At 68.6% G+C, this 15,075-nt stretch carries 16 protein-coding genes; 9 read left to right on the forward strand and 7 right to left on the reverse strand.

From position 1 onward, the window contains the following. The first annotated feature begins 6 nt into the window (after positions 1-6). Positions 7-471 carry a DUF6474 family protein gene (locus tag AVR91_RS35615; protein ID WP_016330546.1) on the forward strand — a complete coding sequence of 155 codons (465 nt, stop codon included), beginning with the start codon at positions 7-9 and terminating at the stop codon, positions 469-471. A 76-nt stretch (positions 472-547) separates the two neighbouring features. On the opposite strand, the gene AVR91_RS35620 is transcribed toward AVR91_RS35615, so the two are convergent. The 4 genes from AVR91_RS35620 to AVR91_RS35635 are packed head-to-tail and all read right to left on the reverse strand — an operon-like array spanning position 548 to position 4,103. Then, the gene (locus AVR91_RS35620; protein ID WP_063276760.1) at positions 548-1,510 is read right to left on the reverse strand and encodes a glycine betaine ABC transporter substrate-binding protein; all 963 of its coding nucleotides are present in this window, start codon (positions 1,508-1,510) and stop codon (positions 548-550) included. Between the two features lies 1 nt (position 1,511). After that, positions 1,512-2,288, reverse strand: coding sequence for an ABC transporter permease (locus tag AVR91_RS35625; protein WP_063276759.1), 777 nt, complete (start codon positions 2,286-2,288; stop codon positions 1,512-1,514). Next, complete coding sequence (locus tag AVR91_RS35630) at positions 2,285-3,469, reverse strand: ABC transporter ATP-binding protein (protein WP_394329659.1); 1,185 nt, start codon at positions 3,467-3,469, stop codon at positions 2,285-2,287. Before AVR91_RS35630 ends, AVR91_RS35625 begins: the two co-directional genes overlap by 4 nt. Next, positions 3,456-4,103, reverse strand: a complete 648-nt coding sequence (locus tag AVR91_RS35635) for an ABC transporter permease (protein WP_007030477.1) — start codon at positions 4,101-4,103, stop codon at positions 3,456-3,458. Before AVR91_RS35635 ends, AVR91_RS35630 begins: the two co-directional genes overlap by 14 nt. Positions 4,104-4,394: 291 nt before the next feature. On the opposite strand from AVR91_RS35635, the gene AVR91_RS35640 reads away from it, so the two are divergent. From AVR91_RS35640 to AVR91_RS35660, 5 genes are all read left to right on the forward strand, one after another. Beyond that, positions 4,395-4,883 (forward strand): hypothetical protein, encoded by a 489-nt coding sequence (locus AVR91_RS35640; protein ID WP_143254209.1) that lies wholly within the window; start codon positions 4,395-4,397, stop codon positions 4,881-4,883. A gap of 69 nt (positions 4,884-4,952) precedes the next feature. Further along, entirely contained in the window at positions 4,953-5,723 is a 771-nt protein-coding gene (locus AVR91_RS35645; protein WP_063276758.1) for a YcnI family copper-binding membrane protein, read from the forward strand. After that, the gene (locus AVR91_RS35650) at positions 5,724-6,287 is read left to right on the forward strand and encodes a copper resistance CopC family protein (RefSeq protein ID WP_063276757.1); all 564 of its coding nucleotides are present in this window, start codon (positions 5,724-5,726) and stop codon (positions 6,285-6,287) included. Continuing rightward, positions 6,284-7,315, forward strand: coding sequence for a copper resistance D family protein (locus tag AVR91_RS35655; protein WP_063276756.1), 1,032 nt, complete (start codon positions 6,284-6,286; stop codon positions 7,313-7,315). Before AVR91_RS35650 ends, AVR91_RS35655 begins: the two co-directional genes overlap by 4 nt. 252 nt (positions 7,316-7,567) lie before the next feature. Beyond that, a complete protein-coding gene (locus AVR91_RS35660; protein ID WP_143254210.1) occupies positions 7,568-7,978 on the forward strand; it encodes a hypothetical protein in 411 nt (136 codons plus the stop codon). Between the two features lie 190 nt (positions 7,979-8,168). Here the strand turns inward: AVR91_RS35660 and AVR91_RS35665 are convergent, their stop codons facing one another. Then, positions 8,169-8,879 carry a class I SAM-dependent methyltransferase gene (locus AVR91_RS35665; protein ID WP_063276755.1) on the reverse strand — a complete coding sequence of 237 codons (711 nt, stop codon included), beginning with the start codon at positions 8,877-8,879 and terminating at the stop codon, positions 8,169-8,171. Between the two features lie 262 nt (positions 8,880-9,141). Here AVR91_RS35665 and AVR91_RS35670 point away from each other — a divergent pair, with 262 nt between their 5' ends. Further along, the gene (locus AVR91_RS35670) at positions 9,142-11,133 is read left to right on the forward strand and encodes a tetratricopeptide repeat protein (protein WP_228708071.1); all 1,992 of its coding nucleotides are present in this window, start codon (positions 9,142-9,144) and stop codon (positions 11,131-11,133) included. Between the two features lie 212 nt (positions 11,134-11,345). Here AVR91_RS35670 and AVR91_RS35675 read toward each other — a convergent pair whose 3' ends face one another. Both AVR91_RS35675 and AVR91_RS35680 read right to left on the reverse strand, forming a co-directional pair. Continuing rightward, on the reverse strand, positions 11,346-12,284 hold the full coding sequence (locus AVR91_RS35675) for a phosphotransferase family protein (protein ID WP_267284146.1): 939 nt from the start codon (positions 12,282-12,284) through the stop codon (positions 11,346-11,348). Continuing rightward, on the reverse strand, positions 12,244-13,551 hold the full coding sequence (locus AVR91_RS35680; RefSeq protein WP_170064580.1) for a helix-turn-helix transcriptional regulator: 1,308 nt from the start codon (positions 13,549-13,551) through the stop codon (positions 12,244-12,246). Before AVR91_RS35680 ends, AVR91_RS35675 begins: the two co-directional genes overlap by 41 nt. A gap of 423 nt (positions 13,552-13,974) precedes the next feature. On the opposite strand from AVR91_RS35680, the gene AVR91_RS35685 reads away from it, so the two are divergent. Both AVR91_RS35685 and AVR91_RS35690 read left to right on the forward strand, forming a co-directional pair. Continuing rightward, positions 13,975-14,349, forward strand: a complete 375-nt coding sequence (locus AVR91_RS35685; protein WP_016330535.1) for a hypothetical protein — start codon at positions 13,975-13,977, stop codon at positions 14,347-14,349. 13 nt (positions 14,350-14,362) lie between these two features. Then, a complete protein-coding gene (locus AVR91_RS35690; RefSeq protein WP_016330534.1) occupies positions 14,363-14,776 on the forward strand; it encodes a hypothetical protein in 414 nt (137 codons plus the stop codon). The last annotated feature ends 299 nt before the right edge of the window (positions 14,777-15,075 follow it).

A 15,075-nucleotide genomic window follows, 5' to 3' on the forward strand; every position in this document is an offset into this window, starting at 1 on the left:
GGTGCCATGGCGCGCAAGGCCAAAGCCGTCGAGGGCGAAGGCAGGTTTACCCCGAAGAAGGCGAAGAACGCCGTCGCGGTGGCCAAAGTGGTCGGACCGGCCGTACTGCCGGTGATCGCGCCGTACGCCGTTCGAGCGGCGGGCGCCGCACGAGAGCTATACGACCGTTATCAAGCGAAGAAGCTCGGCGTCGCCGTCGACCAGCTCGGTGAGTTCAGCGGACGCGGTGCGGCGTTGCACGCGCGGATCGCGGGGCTGACGCAGGGGCTCGCGGAGCTGAAGAAGTCCGCGAAGGCGACAGACGCCGATGTGGCCTTCGCGAAGGACACCCAGGGGACGCTGGAGCAGCTTTCGGCGACCGTTCGCGCTTCGGAGCGGATGCCCGCCGCGCGGCGGAAGGCGGCGCACCGAGCCGTGGCCGGGGAGCTGGACCAGCTGGAGGGGAAGCTGCTGCACCGGCTGGGGATCTGAAGCCGCACCGGATGTCATGAAAGGGTCGTTCAGGACGAAAGATGTCCTGAACGACCCTTTCATGACATATCTGGAACTAAGAGATGAAACCCTTCTTCTTCATCCATTCGTAGGCGACCTCGCCCTGGTCCCGACCGTCGACGTCGACCTGCTTGCACAGCTCGATCATCTGCTCGTTGTCGAGGGCGGCGGCGACGGTTTCCAGCGGTCCCCGCAGTTCCGGGTGCTGGTTCAGGAATTCCGTCCGCAGCGTCGGCACGGCGTTGTACTGCGGGAACGCCTTCTTGTCGTCTTCGAGGACGCGGAGGTTCAGCCCGGCGATCCGGCCGTCGGTCGTGAAGATCTCGCCGATCGGGCAGGTCCCGCTCGCCACGGCCGAGTAGATCGTCCCGATGCCGAAGTTCTTGATCACCGGGTTCTGGAACCCGTACGCCCGCACGGCGGCGGGGAAACCGTCCTGACGGCTGGTGAATTCGGTCTCCAGGCAGAACACGTTCTGGTCCGGCTTCCGCTTCAGGAACTCCGCCAGATCCGACGTCGTCTTCAGGTTGTTCGCCGCACCGTAGGCCTCGGTGACCGCGAAGGCGTACTGGTCGTTGAGCGGCGAGTAGTTCAGCCAGGTGACGCCGAACTTCGCCTCATCGGCCGCCTTCGTGGCTTCGTACTGGGCCTGTTCCCCGCCGGGGACGGGGAGTTCGTTGCCCTGGTAGTTGATCCAGCCGGTGCCGGTGTACTCCCAGGTGACGTCGGTCTGGCCGGCGAGCAGCGCCTGCCGCGACGAGTTCGAGCCCTTGATGTCGGTCAGGTCGACGACGTCCGCGCCCGCCGCGGAAAGCGCCATCTCGGCCATGTAGCCCAGGATGATGTTCTCGGTGAAGTCCTTCGAGCCCACCGTCACCTTGACGCCCTTGAGCGATTCGATGGGCTGGATCGAACCGGGTTCGATCTTGTACGGCAGCGCGGTGTTGACCTCGAGCCCGCACGCGGAAAGCGTGCCGCACAACAGGACCGCGCCGAACAGTGCTTTCAGACGTCGCATGTCAGCGCAGTCCCTTCGGTCCGAAGAACTGTTCCGCCACGGCGCCGAGCCAGTCCACCAGCAGCGCCAGCGCGACGGCGAGCACCGAGCCGGTGATCAGCACCTTCGTCAGGTTGAGCTTGTAGCCGGTGTCGATCAGCAGGCCGAAACCCCCGGCGTTGACGAACATGCCGAAGGTCGCCGTGCCGACGGCCAGCACCAGCGAGGTCCGGAGGCCGGCCAGGATCAGCGGGATGGCCAGCGGGAACTCGACCCGCCACAGCACCCCGGAGGCCGACATGCCGATCCCGCGGCCGGCGTCGATCAGCGACGGGTCGACCTGCTGCAGGCCGACCATCGTGTTCCGCAGCACCGGAAGCAGCGAATAGAACGCCAGCGGCAGCGCGGCGACCCACAGCCCGCCGGTGGCGCCGGTGACGATGAACCACAGCACCAGCACGCCCAGCGCGGGCGCGGCCTGGCCGATGTTCGCGACCGCCAGGAAGACCGGCGCCGCCCATTTCGCCCACGGCCGCGTGACGAGCACGCCGAGCGGCACCGCGACGGCGACCACGATCGCGGTGACCACGACGGTCATCGCCAGGTGGTCGCGCAGCGCGGCGAACAGCCCGGCGGCGTTGAGGGTCTCCTTCTCCGTCGCGCTCAGTTCGCTGCTGAACACCCAGATCAGCACCCCGGCGACGATCAGCAGCACCGCGGCGGGCTGGGCGAACAGGCGGACCCGTTCGGCGCCTCTCGACGAGGACTCGGTGGAGAACCCGGTATCGACGGCCGTCATGCGGTCACACCTTCCGCCGGGCTGTCGTCGGAGTGCTCCTCGCGCAGCTGCTGGATCGTCGCGATGACCGTGTCGAGCTCGATCGTCCCGGCGTACTCGCCGCGCGGGCCGGTCACCGGGACGCTGCCGCCCTCGGCGAGCATGGCTTCGAGCGCGTCCTGCAGCGTCGACTGGAGACTGACGTAGTCGCGCAGCGGTTTGCCCGCGGTGGACAGCGACGTCGCCGTGGTCAGCTCGCGGACGTGCACCCACCGCATCGGACGGCGCCGCTGGTCGAGCACCAGCACGAAATGCTTGCGCTGCTGGACCAGTTTCTCGCGCACCTCGGACGGCGATTCGCTCACCGTCGCCGTGAGCGCGTCCTGCTTCAACTCGACGTCGCGGACCCGCAGCAGCGTCAGCTGCTTCAGCGAGGCACCGGCGCCGACGAAACCGGCGACCGTGTCGTCGGCCGGGTTCGCGAGGATCGCGTCCGGGGTGTCGTACTGCAGGATCCGCGACTGGTTGCCGAGCACCGCGATCTTGTCGCCGAGCTTCACGGCCTCGTCGAAGTCGTGGGTGACGAAGACGATCGTCTTCTTCAGGTCGGTCTGGAGCCGCAGCAGTTCGTCCTGCAGGTTGCCGCGGGTGATCGGGTCGACCGCGCCGAACGGCTCGTCCATCAGCAGCACCGGCGGGTCGGCCGCGAGCGCCCGTGCGACGCCGACGCGCTGCTGCTGCCCACCGGACAGCTGACGCGGGAACCGGTCACGGAAATCGGCCGGGTCCAGCCCGACCAGGTCCATCATCTCTTCGACCCGGTCGTTGACCTTCTTCTTGTCCCAGCCGAGCAGCCCGGGCACCACGGCGATGTTCTGCGCGACGGTGAAATGCGGGAAGAGCCCGGCCTGCTGGATCGCGTAGCCGATGCGGCGGCGCAGGGTGTCGACGTCGAGCTTGAGCGCGTCGTCGCCGCCGATGGTGATACGGCCCGACGTCGGCTCGATCAGCCGGTTGATCATGCGCATGGTCGTGGTCTTGCCGCAGCCGGACGGGCCGACGAAGACCACGATCTTGCCCGCGGGCACCACCATCGAGAAGTCGTCGACCGCGGGCTCACGGGTGCCGGGGTAGCGCTTCGTGACGTTCTCCAGCTCGATCTCGACGCCGGATACGGTTTCAGGAGACTCAGCCACGGACACCCCTAGAGACGGTCAAACGGTTGATCAGGACGTAAACGGCGTCGAGGACCAGTGCGAGGACGACCACGCCGAGCGTCCCGGTCAATGCCTGGTTGAGGGAGTTCGTGCTCCCCGCGTTGGTGAGGCCGGAGAAGACCTCGGAGCCGAGGCCCGGGCCCTTGGCGTAGGCCGCGATGACCGCGATACCCATGAGCATCTGCGTCGCGACCCGCATCCCGGCGAGGATCGCGGGCCAGGCGAGCCGCAGCTCCACCCTGGTCAGCACGCCGAACCGGCTCATGCCGATCCCGCGCGCCGCGTCGCTGACCGCCGGATCCACCCCGCTCAGCCCGACGATCGTGTTCCGCACGATCGGCAGCAAGGCGTAGAGCACGAGCGCGATGACGGTGGTGTTCGCGCCGAGGCCGAACACCGGGATGAGCAGCCCCAGGAGGGCGAAGGAAGGGACGGTGAGGATCGTGCTCGCCAGCGCCGTGGCGACGGCCGACCCGATCGGGCTGCGGTAGACGGCGACGCCGATCACCACGCCGAGGACGGCGGCCAGGATCGTGCACTGCACGACCGCGCTGACATGGAGGAGCCCTTGGAGGGCGAGTCTGTCCCACCGATCCGAGATGTACTCGAAGAGGTTCATCGCGTGCTGGTTCTCCCGCCGCCTCTGGGTGAGACTCCTCACCCATTCGGAGTAGCTGTATCGGGAGCCTGACTACCCAAAACGCTCGCGGTCAAACCCCTGTTTACCGCCTTTTATCCCGCCAACCTGCCCGATCCGGCCTGATCGGGCAAACGCACACGCCGTCTTTCCCCCTGCTCACCAGCCGGGAGGAGATCGACCACCCGGACGTGCGTCGAATACCCTTCACCCGTGAGTAAAGGCAGCCATCACCGAAGCGCGTTACGCGCTGTGCGTGGCGGGTTGCTCGGTGTGAGTTCCGCAGCGCTGGCCGTGACCGCTCACATGATCGGGGACGGCGACCTCCCCGATACGGCGATGACGGTGTTGCTCACCGTGCTGATCGGCTGGAACGCCGCCGCGCTCGCCGCGAAGGCGCGCGGCCCCCTGGCCACCATCGTCGACCTCGGCGCCGGTCAGGTCGTGATGCACCTCGTGCTCAGCTCGCTGAGCAGTCATCAGCCCCATGACGAACCCGCCCCGAGCTCGGGCGGCCTCGCGATGACCGTCGCGCACGTCGTCGCCACGCTGATCACCGCGTTGCTGCTGGCCAAGGCCGACGGACTGCTGCTCGGCGTCCTCGCCTGCCTGCGCGCGCTGGCCCCCTTCATCCTCAACGCGCTCCCGGTGCCCGCCGCGGTCGCGGCCCCGGTGCTCGCCCGCCCGGCGGGCCCCGGTCACCTCGTCCGGGTCGACCTCCGCCGCGTCCACGGCAGGCGCGGCCCGCCACTGTTCTCCTGAACCCACGACATCCCCCGTAATCCGGCGAGGCCCCCGAGCCCGCCGTCTCAGTCACGTTCAGGAGTTTTCGTGTCCAAGCACGTCTTCAAGCGCGCCGGTTTCCTGGCCGCCACCGTCGGCATCGCCGGCCTGCTGTCCGCCGGGGTCGCCTCGGCCCACGTCACCGCCAACGTCTACGGCCCCCAGCCGTCGAAGGGCGGCTACGGCTCGATCTTCTTCCGCGTCCCCAACGAGGAGAAGGACGCCGGCACCACCAAGGTCGAGATCACCGTCAAGCCCGAGTACGCGCTCACGTCCGTGCGCGCCAAGCCGCTTCCCGGCTGGAAGGCCGAGGTCGTCAAGTCCAAGCTGCCCGCCCCGGTGACCACCGACTCCGGCACGCAGATCACCGAGGCCGTCACGAAGGTCTCCTGGACCGCCGAACCCGGCAACAAGATCGCCGCCGGGTCCACCGAGTTCCAGGAGTTCCAGATCAGCGCGGGCAAATTCCCGGCCAACGTCGACACGATCGAGTTCCCCGCCACCCAGACCTACGAGAACGGCAAGGTCGTCGAGTGGAACCAGCCGACCCCGGCCTCCGGTGAGGAACCCGAGCACCCCGCGCCGACGGTGAAGCTCGCCGAGAAGACCGCCGACGGGCACGGTGGCGGCCACGGCACCGACTCGAAGGCCTCCGAGGAGTCGCATGCCGCTTCTTCGTCGTCCGACAACACCGCCCGCTGGCTCGGCGGCGCCGGCCTGGTCGTCGGTGCGCTCGGCCTCGGCGTCGGCGCCGGTGCCACCCTGCGTGCCCGCCGCGCCACCGCCGTCTCCGGCAAGAGCGACACCGAAGGAAAGTAGATGCGTAAAGCGATCGTCGCGCTGGCGATCACCGGGGTGGCGTGGCTCGCCACGGCCACCCCGGCGCTGGCGCACAACGTCCTGATCTCCTCCGACCCGGCGAAGGGCGCTTCGATCGCCGCCGGGCCCGCGAAGATCACGCTCACGTTCGACCAGTACGTCCAGAACGCGAACGTCAACCAGATCGCGGTCATCGGCCCGGGCGGCGGCCAGTGGGCCGAAGGCCAGGTCGAGGTCCGCGACAGCGTCGTGACCGTGCCGCTGCGGCCGCTCGGCCCGGCGGGCGAGTACAAGATCGGCTACCGGATCCTGTCCGCGGACGGGCACGCCGTGACCGGCGAGGTGCCGTTCACCCTCACCGCCGCGGGCACCGGGACCCCGGCGAGCGCCGACGCCGCGCGCAGCAACGCGGGCCAGGCCGAGACCACCCCGGCGACCGGCGGCGAAGGCTCGTCCGGCGTGCCGATCTGGGTGTGGATCGCGGGTGCCGTCGTGCTGCTCGCCGTCGGACTGACCGTCGCACTGCGCACCGGCGCCGGTGACAAGGAGAAGAGCGGGTCATGACCCAGACCGAGACCACCTCACGCGCCCGCGTCGCCGTCCTGTTCTGCGTGGTGACGGCGGGTATCGTCGGCGCCCTGATCGGTGTCGCGCTGACGGCCACCGCCCCGGTGCCCGGGGTCGCGCAGGTCAGCGAGGTGGTCTCGGTCTCGATCCCGATCGTGCGGGTGCTGCTGGACATCTCGGCGGTCGCGACGATCGGGCTGGCGCTGCTTTCGGTACTGGTCGGCTACGACCGGCCGAAGCTCTCGGAGCCGATCATGCGGATCGCGCGGCCCGCGGGCGTGGCGGCCGCGCTGGTCTGGGCGACCACCGCGCTCGTCGCGCTGATCCTGCAGACCGCCGAATACCGGCCGGGTTCCAGCACGCTGTCGATTTCGGACGTCGGGAGCTACATCGCCGACGTCGGCGCCGGGAAGGCACTGCTGATCGTCGCCGTCTTGGCCCTGCTGCACGCGGGGCTCGGGATTCTCGCGCTGAAGCACGGAGAGAAGGTGCCCGCCGAGGTCCGGGTCGGGCTGGGACTGTTCGCGCTGCTTCCGCTGCCGGTCACCGGGCACGCGTCGAACTGGAACTACCACGACTACACGATGATCTCGATGGAACTGCACGTGATGAGCGCCGTCGCCTGGACCGGCGGGCTCGGCGCGATGGCGGTGCTGCTCGTCGGGAACCGGACGCTGCTGGCGCACGCGCTGCCGCGGTTCTCGAAGCTGGCGACGCTGTGCCTGATCCTCGGCGCGGCGACCGGGCTGTTCAACGGGCTGATCGAGATCTCGCTCAACCCGTCGCTCGGCTTCTGGGAAGGCGTCTTCACCACGCCGTATGGGCAATTGGTGCTGTTGAAGCTGTTGTGCACCGGGGTGATCGCGGGCCTCGGTGCGTACACGCGCTGGAAGCTGATGCCGCAGATCGTGCGGCACAATCGCACGGCGCTCGCCGCGTGGGCGACGCTGGAACTGACGGTGATGGGGCTCGCGTTCGGCTTCGCCGTCGTCCTCACGCGAGCCCCGGTCGTCCCGACGACTTAGGTCGGCGCATTTTTTCACTTTGGGAACCATGACACGTCCGGCATCGCTGAATAGTGGTGCCAGAGGGGCCGCATACGCTTTGCGGATGTCTCCGCCGCAGGCCTTCGCCGACGAGTCGTTCCACGAGGATCCCTCCGGAGGCTTCTACGTACTCGCGGCGGCGGTGCTACCGATTACCCGGCACGCCGAACTTCGCGAGTGATGCTGGACGTTCGCGGCGGACGCCGCAGCAGCAAGCTGCACTGGTACCCGATGGATCACCAGGAGAAGCTCGACGTCGTCAAGCGAGTCGCCGACTTCGACGAATTGCATGTGGTCACCGTCGGTACACCGGTGAGGCCGAAGCGGCAGGAGCGCAGTCGCGCGCTGTGTCTACAGCGACTGGTCGTCGAGCTGCATGCCGTCGGTGTCGACACACTCGTCGCCGAGGCGCGGCAAGCCGACCTCAACAAGCGGGACGTCGACAGCGTCCGGCACGCGCGGCCATATCTGCCGAGAGGAACAGCGTTTCGTGTAGAACATCGATTCGGCAAAGACGAGCCGTTGCTGTGGATCGCCGACGTCGTCGCCGGCGCGGTCCGGGCCCGGCTCACCGGCAGCGCCGCCTTCTTCGAGCCGCTGAGCGGTTGCGTCCACGAAATCCGGATGGATACGCCGACCTGACCGTCCGGCGATATGCGTAAGGCCAGGCTCCCGGTCATGCCCCAGGTCACCTGGCCTTGCGACTCGCGCGACGTCCACGACGGCACGCTCTTGGTCGAGGGTAGCTCATGAATGAGCGTGGTCGCACGTCGCCGGGGCTCGCGTTCGGCTTCGCCGTCGTCCTCACGCGAGCCCCGGTCGTCCCGACGACTTAGGCCTTCTTGTCCAGCGAAACGATCATCAACGTCTCGGTGGACTCGGGCTCGAAGCGCACCTCGGCGATCCCGGAAAGCTCTTCGTTGACGCTCACCCGGCCGTCGTGGTTCCAGACGACGAGGTCGTCGCCTTCACGGCAGAAGTTCCACTGGTGCAGCCCGAAGTAGTTCTCGCGCTCGCCCTCGTTGACGTTGAGCATCAGCACGACGGCGTGGCCCGGCTTGACGACCTCGAGCATCTGACGGGTGCCCAGCACCGGGTCGTACACGTGGTCCAGCGCGTTCTGGCAGTACACCAGGTCGAAGTGGTCCACCGGGAACACCTCGGACAGCTTCTCCACCTCGGCGTCCTGGGTGGCCACCAAAGGGGTCAGCTCCAGCTCGGCGAGGAGGGCGTTGTACCGGTCGGCGAGCGGGTCGACGGGGGTGATCTCCACCGTGCGACCGGGCCATACCTTGCCGACGCAGGTCAGCGGGCCCGCCCCGACGTCGAGGATGCGCACCGTCGATCTTTCCGGCGCGAACGGCTCGAGGTTACGCGTCAGATGCGGCTGGTTCCGCAGGTCCGAGTCCGGGCTGGTCCGCCATTCGTAGTCGTTGAACCCGCCGCCCGCGAAGGCCTCGGGGCCGCCGGAGAGCCAGATCCTCCAGTGCTCCAGCTCGTTCGACAGTCCTTCTTGCCAGCGGGTCTTACCTGCTGTGCTCATGGATCCTTCTTTCACTCGGTAGAAGCTTGTGCCCCATTTCGGCCACAATCTACAGACGACCGAGCTGTGACACTGTTTGCTCCATACGGCCGCATTTGGGCGGTTTCGCTGTCCTCCCCCGGGTTCCACCGGAATGCTCTACGCGTTCGCTGGGGTTAACCCGAAGAGGGGATGGTTGATGGGCGGCCCGTTGCCGGGTGAAAGTGAAGTCAGCACGCCACAGGTACCGCGGCAGCGATCGGCGGTCAGGCTCACCAGGCAGGTGAGTTCGGGCCCGCGCCAGCTCCCGCCCGCGCCCGCGCATTTCACCAACCGCGCCGCCGAACTCGCGCTGCTGGAGAACCTGCTGGCCCAGCACGACACCGACGGGCCCGCCGTGCAGCTGATCAGCGGACAGGGCGGGATCGGGAAGACCGCGCTGGCCACCGCGTGGGGCCGTCAGCTCGGAGACCGCTTCCCGGACGGGCACCTCTGGGCGGATCTCGGCGGGTTCAGCACCAACGGCCCGCTCTCGGTGAGCGAAGCGCTCGGCCGGTTCCTTCGCGCGCTGGGTGTTCCGCCGGAGGGGCTGCCTTCGGATGTCGAGGAGCTCACCGCCCTCTACCGCACGACGACCGCCGAACGGCCGCTGCTCGTGCTGCTCGACAACGCGGGATCGACCGAACAGGTGCTTCCGCTGCTGCCCGCCGGGGTGGGAAGCCTCGTGATCGTGACTTCGCGGCGCCGTCTGGGCAGGCTCCAGACCGAACATCGCGCGCGGCTCGTCGAGCTGGCGCCCTTCGGTTCCGCGCACAGCGCCGAGCTGCTGGGCCGCGCGGTCGGCGCGGAGCGGGTCGGCGCCGAAGCCGCGCGGGCGCGGGACATCGCCGAGCTGTGCGGCGGTCTGCCGATCGCCCTCACCACGGTCAGCGCGAAGCTGGCGGGACGGCCGAAGATGTCGCTGGAGAAGATCGCCACCGAACTGGGGAAGGAATATCGTCGACTGGCCACGCTGTCGACGAAAGAGGCGCAATCGGTGGAAGCGAGCTTCAACCTCTCCTATGACGAGCTTCCCTCGGACGCGGCCGCGCTGTACGCGGCGCTCGGGCTCCATCCCGGACCCGATTTCGGGGTCGGCGTGGCGGCCGCGTCGATCGCCGTCCGCGAGGAGGTCGCCGAAGACCTGCTGGACCAGCTCGTCGACGTCGGGCTGCTGATCGACCGCGGCGACGACCGGTACACCTTCCACGACCTCGCGCGCCTGCACGCCAAGGAGAAGACGGCGGGCAACGAGTACGACCGCGACATCGCGGTGCGCCGGATGCTCGAGTGGTACCTCTTCACCGCGTCGAAGACCACCGTCATGACGGTGCCCGACCAGGACCCGATCCCGTACCGCTACGAGTACCGGCCACCGTCGCCGATGTCGTTCGCGTCGTCCGACGAGGAACTCGCCTGGCTCGAACTCGAACGCGAGAACCTCATCGCCGCCGTCAAGACCGCCGAAACCTGGCAGCTGCCGGAACTGGGCTGGCAGCTCGCCGCCGCGATGTGGCCGCTCTTCCTGCTGCGCAAGCACTATCCGGACTTCCTGGAGGTGAGCCAGGCCGGCGTGCGCTGCGCTCGGGCGTGGGGCAACGCGTCGGCCGAGGCGTTGATGCACAACCGCGCCGGCGCCGCCTGCCGCGGCACCGGCCGGTACGACGAAGCCGTCTCCCACTACGAGGCCGGACGCGAAGCGGCGCGGAAGGCCGGGAACGAGGTCGTCGAGATCCGGTCGGTGGAAGGGCTCGGCCTGGTCGCGCTGGCGCAGGGCAGGCTCGACGACGCGGTGCGGTGGTTCACCGAAGACCATCGCCTGAGCGAAGGCCAGAACCGCACGCACGACATCGGGCTCGCGCTGATCAACCTCGGCTCGACCCAGCTCAAGGCCGGACGGCCGGAACCCGCGATCGAGCACCTCGCCGGCGCACGCGAAGTGCTGTCCGCCGACCCCTACAACGTGGCCCGCGCCCGGACCGAACTCGGCCGCGCCCTCACCGCGACCGGGGATCTCGCGGCCGCCCGGACCGAACTCGAAGCGTCGCTGGCCACCATGGAGGCCAGCGGGTCGAGGTTCGAGGTGGCCAGGGCACTGGCCGCGTTCGGCGAGGTCGCCGAGGCGGAGGGCGACACCGACGAGGCTCGGCGGTACTACGACCGGGCGTTGCCCATCCTCGTCGGCCTCGGCCGCCCGGAGGCTGACGCTCTGCGCACACGACTGGAACGGCTGTGAACCCAAGGCACCGATCGGTGCCCGGCGACCGAGTGAACGCACCGATGTGAATGACGCAGCGTAGCTGCAAGTTGCACATTCGGGGGAGCATTAGGCCGAGAGAAGTGATTAGCCCGGGCGAATTCGTCACCGTTTGATCGGCGAATTCGGACAAGCGACGAACGGTCATTCGCCGTCGGCGAATGCACGTGCAGATGCCTTTCCCGGGTGAGTCAGCGATACCGGTTCCAGCGCGCGCCGGTGTGTCCGTGCCGCAGATCGTTCAATCGTTTTCGCAGCTCATCCCGCACGCTGGGATGACTCCGGAGAATGGGGAGAACACTCGTCGTGAGCTTCAGTTCACGGATCGCGCGCAGTACCGAGAAGCCGGACCACGTCGTCACGTCGAATCCGTACCGCTGCGCGAACACGCGATAGCGGGCCGGGGGATCACCGAACCGTTCATGGCCGACGGCGAGCGGCGTCAGATCCCATTCCGGCGGCCCGACACAGGACGAATCGAAATCACACAGCACCGGCCCGTCCGGTCCGGGGATCACGTTCCCGGTGTGCGCGTCCCCGTGGACGAGGCCCCTGGGCAGGGGGAAGTCGAGGTCCACGAGCGCGGCTTCGACCTCGGCGCAGCGTTCGAGCAGGAACCGCCGGTCGCCCTCGTCCAGCTCTTCCGCGTCCGAAACGCGGGCGCGGACCGCGGCGAGCGGCGCCCATTCGGCGAGCCCCTCGGGCGGCGGCAGCGCGTGGACCTGGCGCAGCAGCCCGGCGAGGTCCGCCGACTTCGCCTTCCGGCCGGTCTCGGGCACCTTCCACCAGACCGTCACGAGATGTTCGCCGACCGGCAGCGGCTGGTCGAGCCCGGGAACGAGGCGGATGGCGGGCACCGCGTGCCGTTCGAAGTGCCGCGCGACCCGCACGACCGTGCCGACGCGATGCCGCAGGCGGGTGGAGCCGACGATCCGGACGACGAACGGCGCGCTCGCCAGCGCGTAGACGGCGTTGTTGGTGAACCTCAGCAGGCGGGCGCCTTCGGGGTCGACGCCCAGCAGATCGCACGTCCGCCCGAGGGCGTCGCGCAGGATGCCGGGCGTGAACCGGCCGCCCGGTCCGGTCGGCTCAGGCGGCGTAGAAGGAGTTGAGGCGGTCGGCGAGGTCACGGGCGTCCGCGTTGTTCCGGCGGCGCTCCGCCTCGACCTGCAGTGGCCGCATCCGGTCCTTCACCCGCTCGGACTTGATGCCCTCGGCACAGTCGACGGCCTTCGAGCCCACCTTGGCGCCGTGGTCGAGATCGCCTTCGAGCAGGTGGTTCGTGGCCAGGGCACTGAGCATGAACGTCTTGCTGCGGGCCATGTCGTCGGTGTAGGACTCGACGGCCTTGGTCAGCGCCGGGATCGCGTACTTGGTGTGCTCGGCGTTCTTCGACGCGAGCACGGTGTGCACGGTGCCGATCATGGCGTAGACGTCGGTCTCGGTGAAGAACTTGACCCAGGATTCGGCCTCGGCCAGGTTCGCGCGGGCGAACTTGTCCTTGCTCCGGCCGAGCAGCTTCACGGCCTGTTCCTCGTTGCCCATCATCGCGTAGGCCCAGGCCTCGTTGGCGCAGAGCACGGCGACCGCCAGCTCGGAGCCCGATTCCTGAGCGGCGATCTGGCCGAGCTGGAACAGTTTCAGCGCGTCGTTGGGGGCGTCCTGGTGCAGGTAGACGCGGCCCATCCGGTAGAGGACGTTGGCGACCAGCGGGTGGTTGTCGCCCTGTTTGGCCAGGTCCAGCGCGTTCGCGAAATGTCCGCGAGCGGAATCCATGAGTCCGGTGTCGAAGGACGTCCAGCCTGCCAGGCTGTGCAGGTCGGCGAGGGCGACGTACAGGCGGTTCTTGACCATCTCGGTGCCGCTGGACTCGAGCATCTGCTGTCCCCAGGACAGCTGCGCGACCACGGCGTCGCGGCAGAAACCGCCGCCGTACTGGTAGTCGAGGGACCGGAGCGCTCTGGTCGCGGCTTCCACCTGGCGGACGTCGGTCATGCCGATCCGCCCGGGGGCGGGCGTCTTCGCGGGCCCCGCCGACCACGTACCCGATTCCGGACCGAACACCGCCGCACCCATCGTGACCTGGGCGGCGTGCGCGAGGAACCTCCGTCGCTTCACGGACTCGTCCTCCTCCGCCTGCTGGCCGTCGGCAGCACCGACGACCTTTATCGCTGTCGCCTCGTCATAGGCGAGACCCATGTATCCCCTGGGGACACCAAGGCCGTCAGCGATGCGGGTGAGCACGTCGTACGCCATCACCTGGCGACCCTTGAGGATCTCGGACACCTCGGACTGCGACTGGCCGGTCATCGCGGCGATCTGACGCTGCGAAACACCGTGCTTGCGCAACAGCCGGTACACCGACGAGATCTCCCGGGCGGCCAGCGCGGCTCGCATCTCCGGGTGCTCCCAGGCGTCCGATGGCACGGGGTGACTCTGGCGACCCGAACCGCTTGCAGCGTCCGAGCCGGCGACAGCGCCGCCACCGATACTGGCGTCCATTGCGCCCCCTCACAGTTCCGTTGGGGTCGAGAAACAGCGTAGGCACACCTATTCAACCGTGCGAAACACCGGATCGCCCGTCGTGATCGGCCCGGCAGAAGTCGTTTGACCGCTTACCGTGAAACCTCGTCCGGTCACCGCTATGACGGCGGTTCGACCTTCTATCGCACTCGGTTTCACATCACTGTAGTTGTCAGATCTCCGTGACCGACCGGCCACCGGCCGCGATCACAGAGAGCTACCAAGTCTCCGAACCCCCTACAGGTGCGGACACGCGGATACGAAGACGACGTGGAACGAGAGAGCGGAGAAGAGCCAGTGGAGTTCGTGGACTCGATCGCAACAGGCTCCATCACCGCGGGACGGCCCGGTATGGCCACGCGCCACCTGCGTGCGGCCGGCCCCGCCGGTCAGCAGACGGTCGCCGTCGCCCCCGGCGCGAACCGTCCGGTCTCCCCTTCCGCCCCGGTCGACCCCCGTACCGCGAGTGTGCGCCGTTACGAAGGCGGACAGCTGGTCTGGCGGGTGCAGTGCGGCGATCTCATCAGCCGCGAACGCGCCGTCACCGTGTTCGTCGAAGACAACCAGGTGGTTCTCGTCTCGCCGCCAGGAGAGACCGCGCGCCTGACGTCCGGCCAGCTCGGGCAGCTCCGGGCAGCGCTCAACGAAGCCGCCAAAATGGCGGAAAGGTAACGGTGAGTTCTCCGTGGATCAGGTCCTAGGGCAAGTTCTCCGCAACGCGGTTTGGGAACGCCTCGACATGCTCTCCGATCTCGCGAACCGGGCCGACGCGCAGTCGCTCGTCTCGGTCGCCCGCTCGGAGCTCCCCCGGCTCGCCGAAGGCTGGCGCGCGATGCTCCAAGCGCACGAGCCCGACGAGCGCGGGGACTGCCCCACCTGCTCGACCCGCTGGCACAAGTGCAAGGCCCCCTGCTCGGTATGGCAGGTCGCGCACGAGCACCTGGTCGCCGGTGGCCTCGCCCCGCAGCAGATCGCGGCCACCCAGGACCACCGGCGCGAAAGCCGCCGCCGCGTCCCGGGGCAGAGCCGCGGCGTGAGCCCGGCCGAAACCACCGGCAGGCACGCGCTGGTCAACCCGCGTCGTCCCATCACAGCCTGAAAGACCGGCGAGTGAACGGCGGTCCGAGCAGCCCCCTCGGCAACCACGCCACGATCTCGCCTTCGCCGGCGGCGGTTCGCGCGTACCCCCGAACGCGACGAACCGCTCTCGGTAATCACTCCGGTCCCCACCGCGATTAATCGAAAATTATCGGCAGAACACCTAGCGAAGGCAGTAATCGGTCGCTAGGTTGATGATCACAAACGCAGCGCGATACCTGCCCCGGAGCGCGCTGCCATCCCCCGAACCCCGCGGGCCGGTGCCGTTGCACTCCCCTCCCCCGACCGGCACCGGTCCGC

It is taken from the genome of Amycolatopsis keratiniphila subsp. keratiniphila (genome assembly GCF_001620365.2).
GTDB lineage: Bacteria > Actinomycetota > Actinomycetes > Mycobacteriales > Pseudonocardiaceae > Amycolatopsis > Amycolatopsis keratiniphila.

Bases quoted from the DNA above. Each gene is read 5' to 3' on its own strand.
- AVR91_RS35655 (WP_063276756.1), top strand. From the start codon at position 6,284: ATGACCCAGACCGAGACCACCTCACGCGCCCGCGTCGCCGTCCTGTTC.
- AVR91_RS35620 (WP_063276760.1), bottom strand. From the start codon at position 1,510: ATGCGACGTCTGAAAGCACTGTTCGGCGCGGTCCTGTTGTGCGGCACG.
- AVR91_RS35660 (WP_143254210.1), top strand. From the start codon at position 7,568: ATGGATCACCAGGAGAAGCTCGACGTCGTCAAGCGAGTCGCCGACTTC.
- AVR91_RS35650 (WP_063276757.1), top strand. From the start codon at position 5,724: ATGCGTAAAGCGATCGTCGCGCTGGCGATCACCGGGGTGGCGTGGCTC.
- AVR91_RS35615 (WP_016330546.1), top strand. From the start codon at position 7: ATGGCGCGCAAGGCCAAAGCCGTCGAGGGCGAAGGCAGGTTTACCCCG.
- AVR91_RS35665 (WP_063276755.1), bottom strand. From the start codon at position 8,879: ATGAGCACAGCAGGTAAGACCCGCTGGCAAGAAGGACTGTCGAACGAG.
- AVR91_RS35635 (WP_007030477.1), bottom strand. From the start codon at position 4,103: ATGAACCTCTTCGAGTACATCTCGGATCGGTGGGACAGACTCGCCCTC.
- AVR91_RS35680 (WP_170064580.1), bottom strand. From the start codon at position 13,551: ATGCGAGCCGCGCTGGCCGCCCGGGAGATCTCGTCGGTGTACCGGCTG.
- AVR91_RS35625 (WP_063276759.1), bottom strand. From the start codon at position 2,288: ATGACGGCCGTCGATACCGGGTTCTCCACCGAGTCCTCGTCGAGAGGC.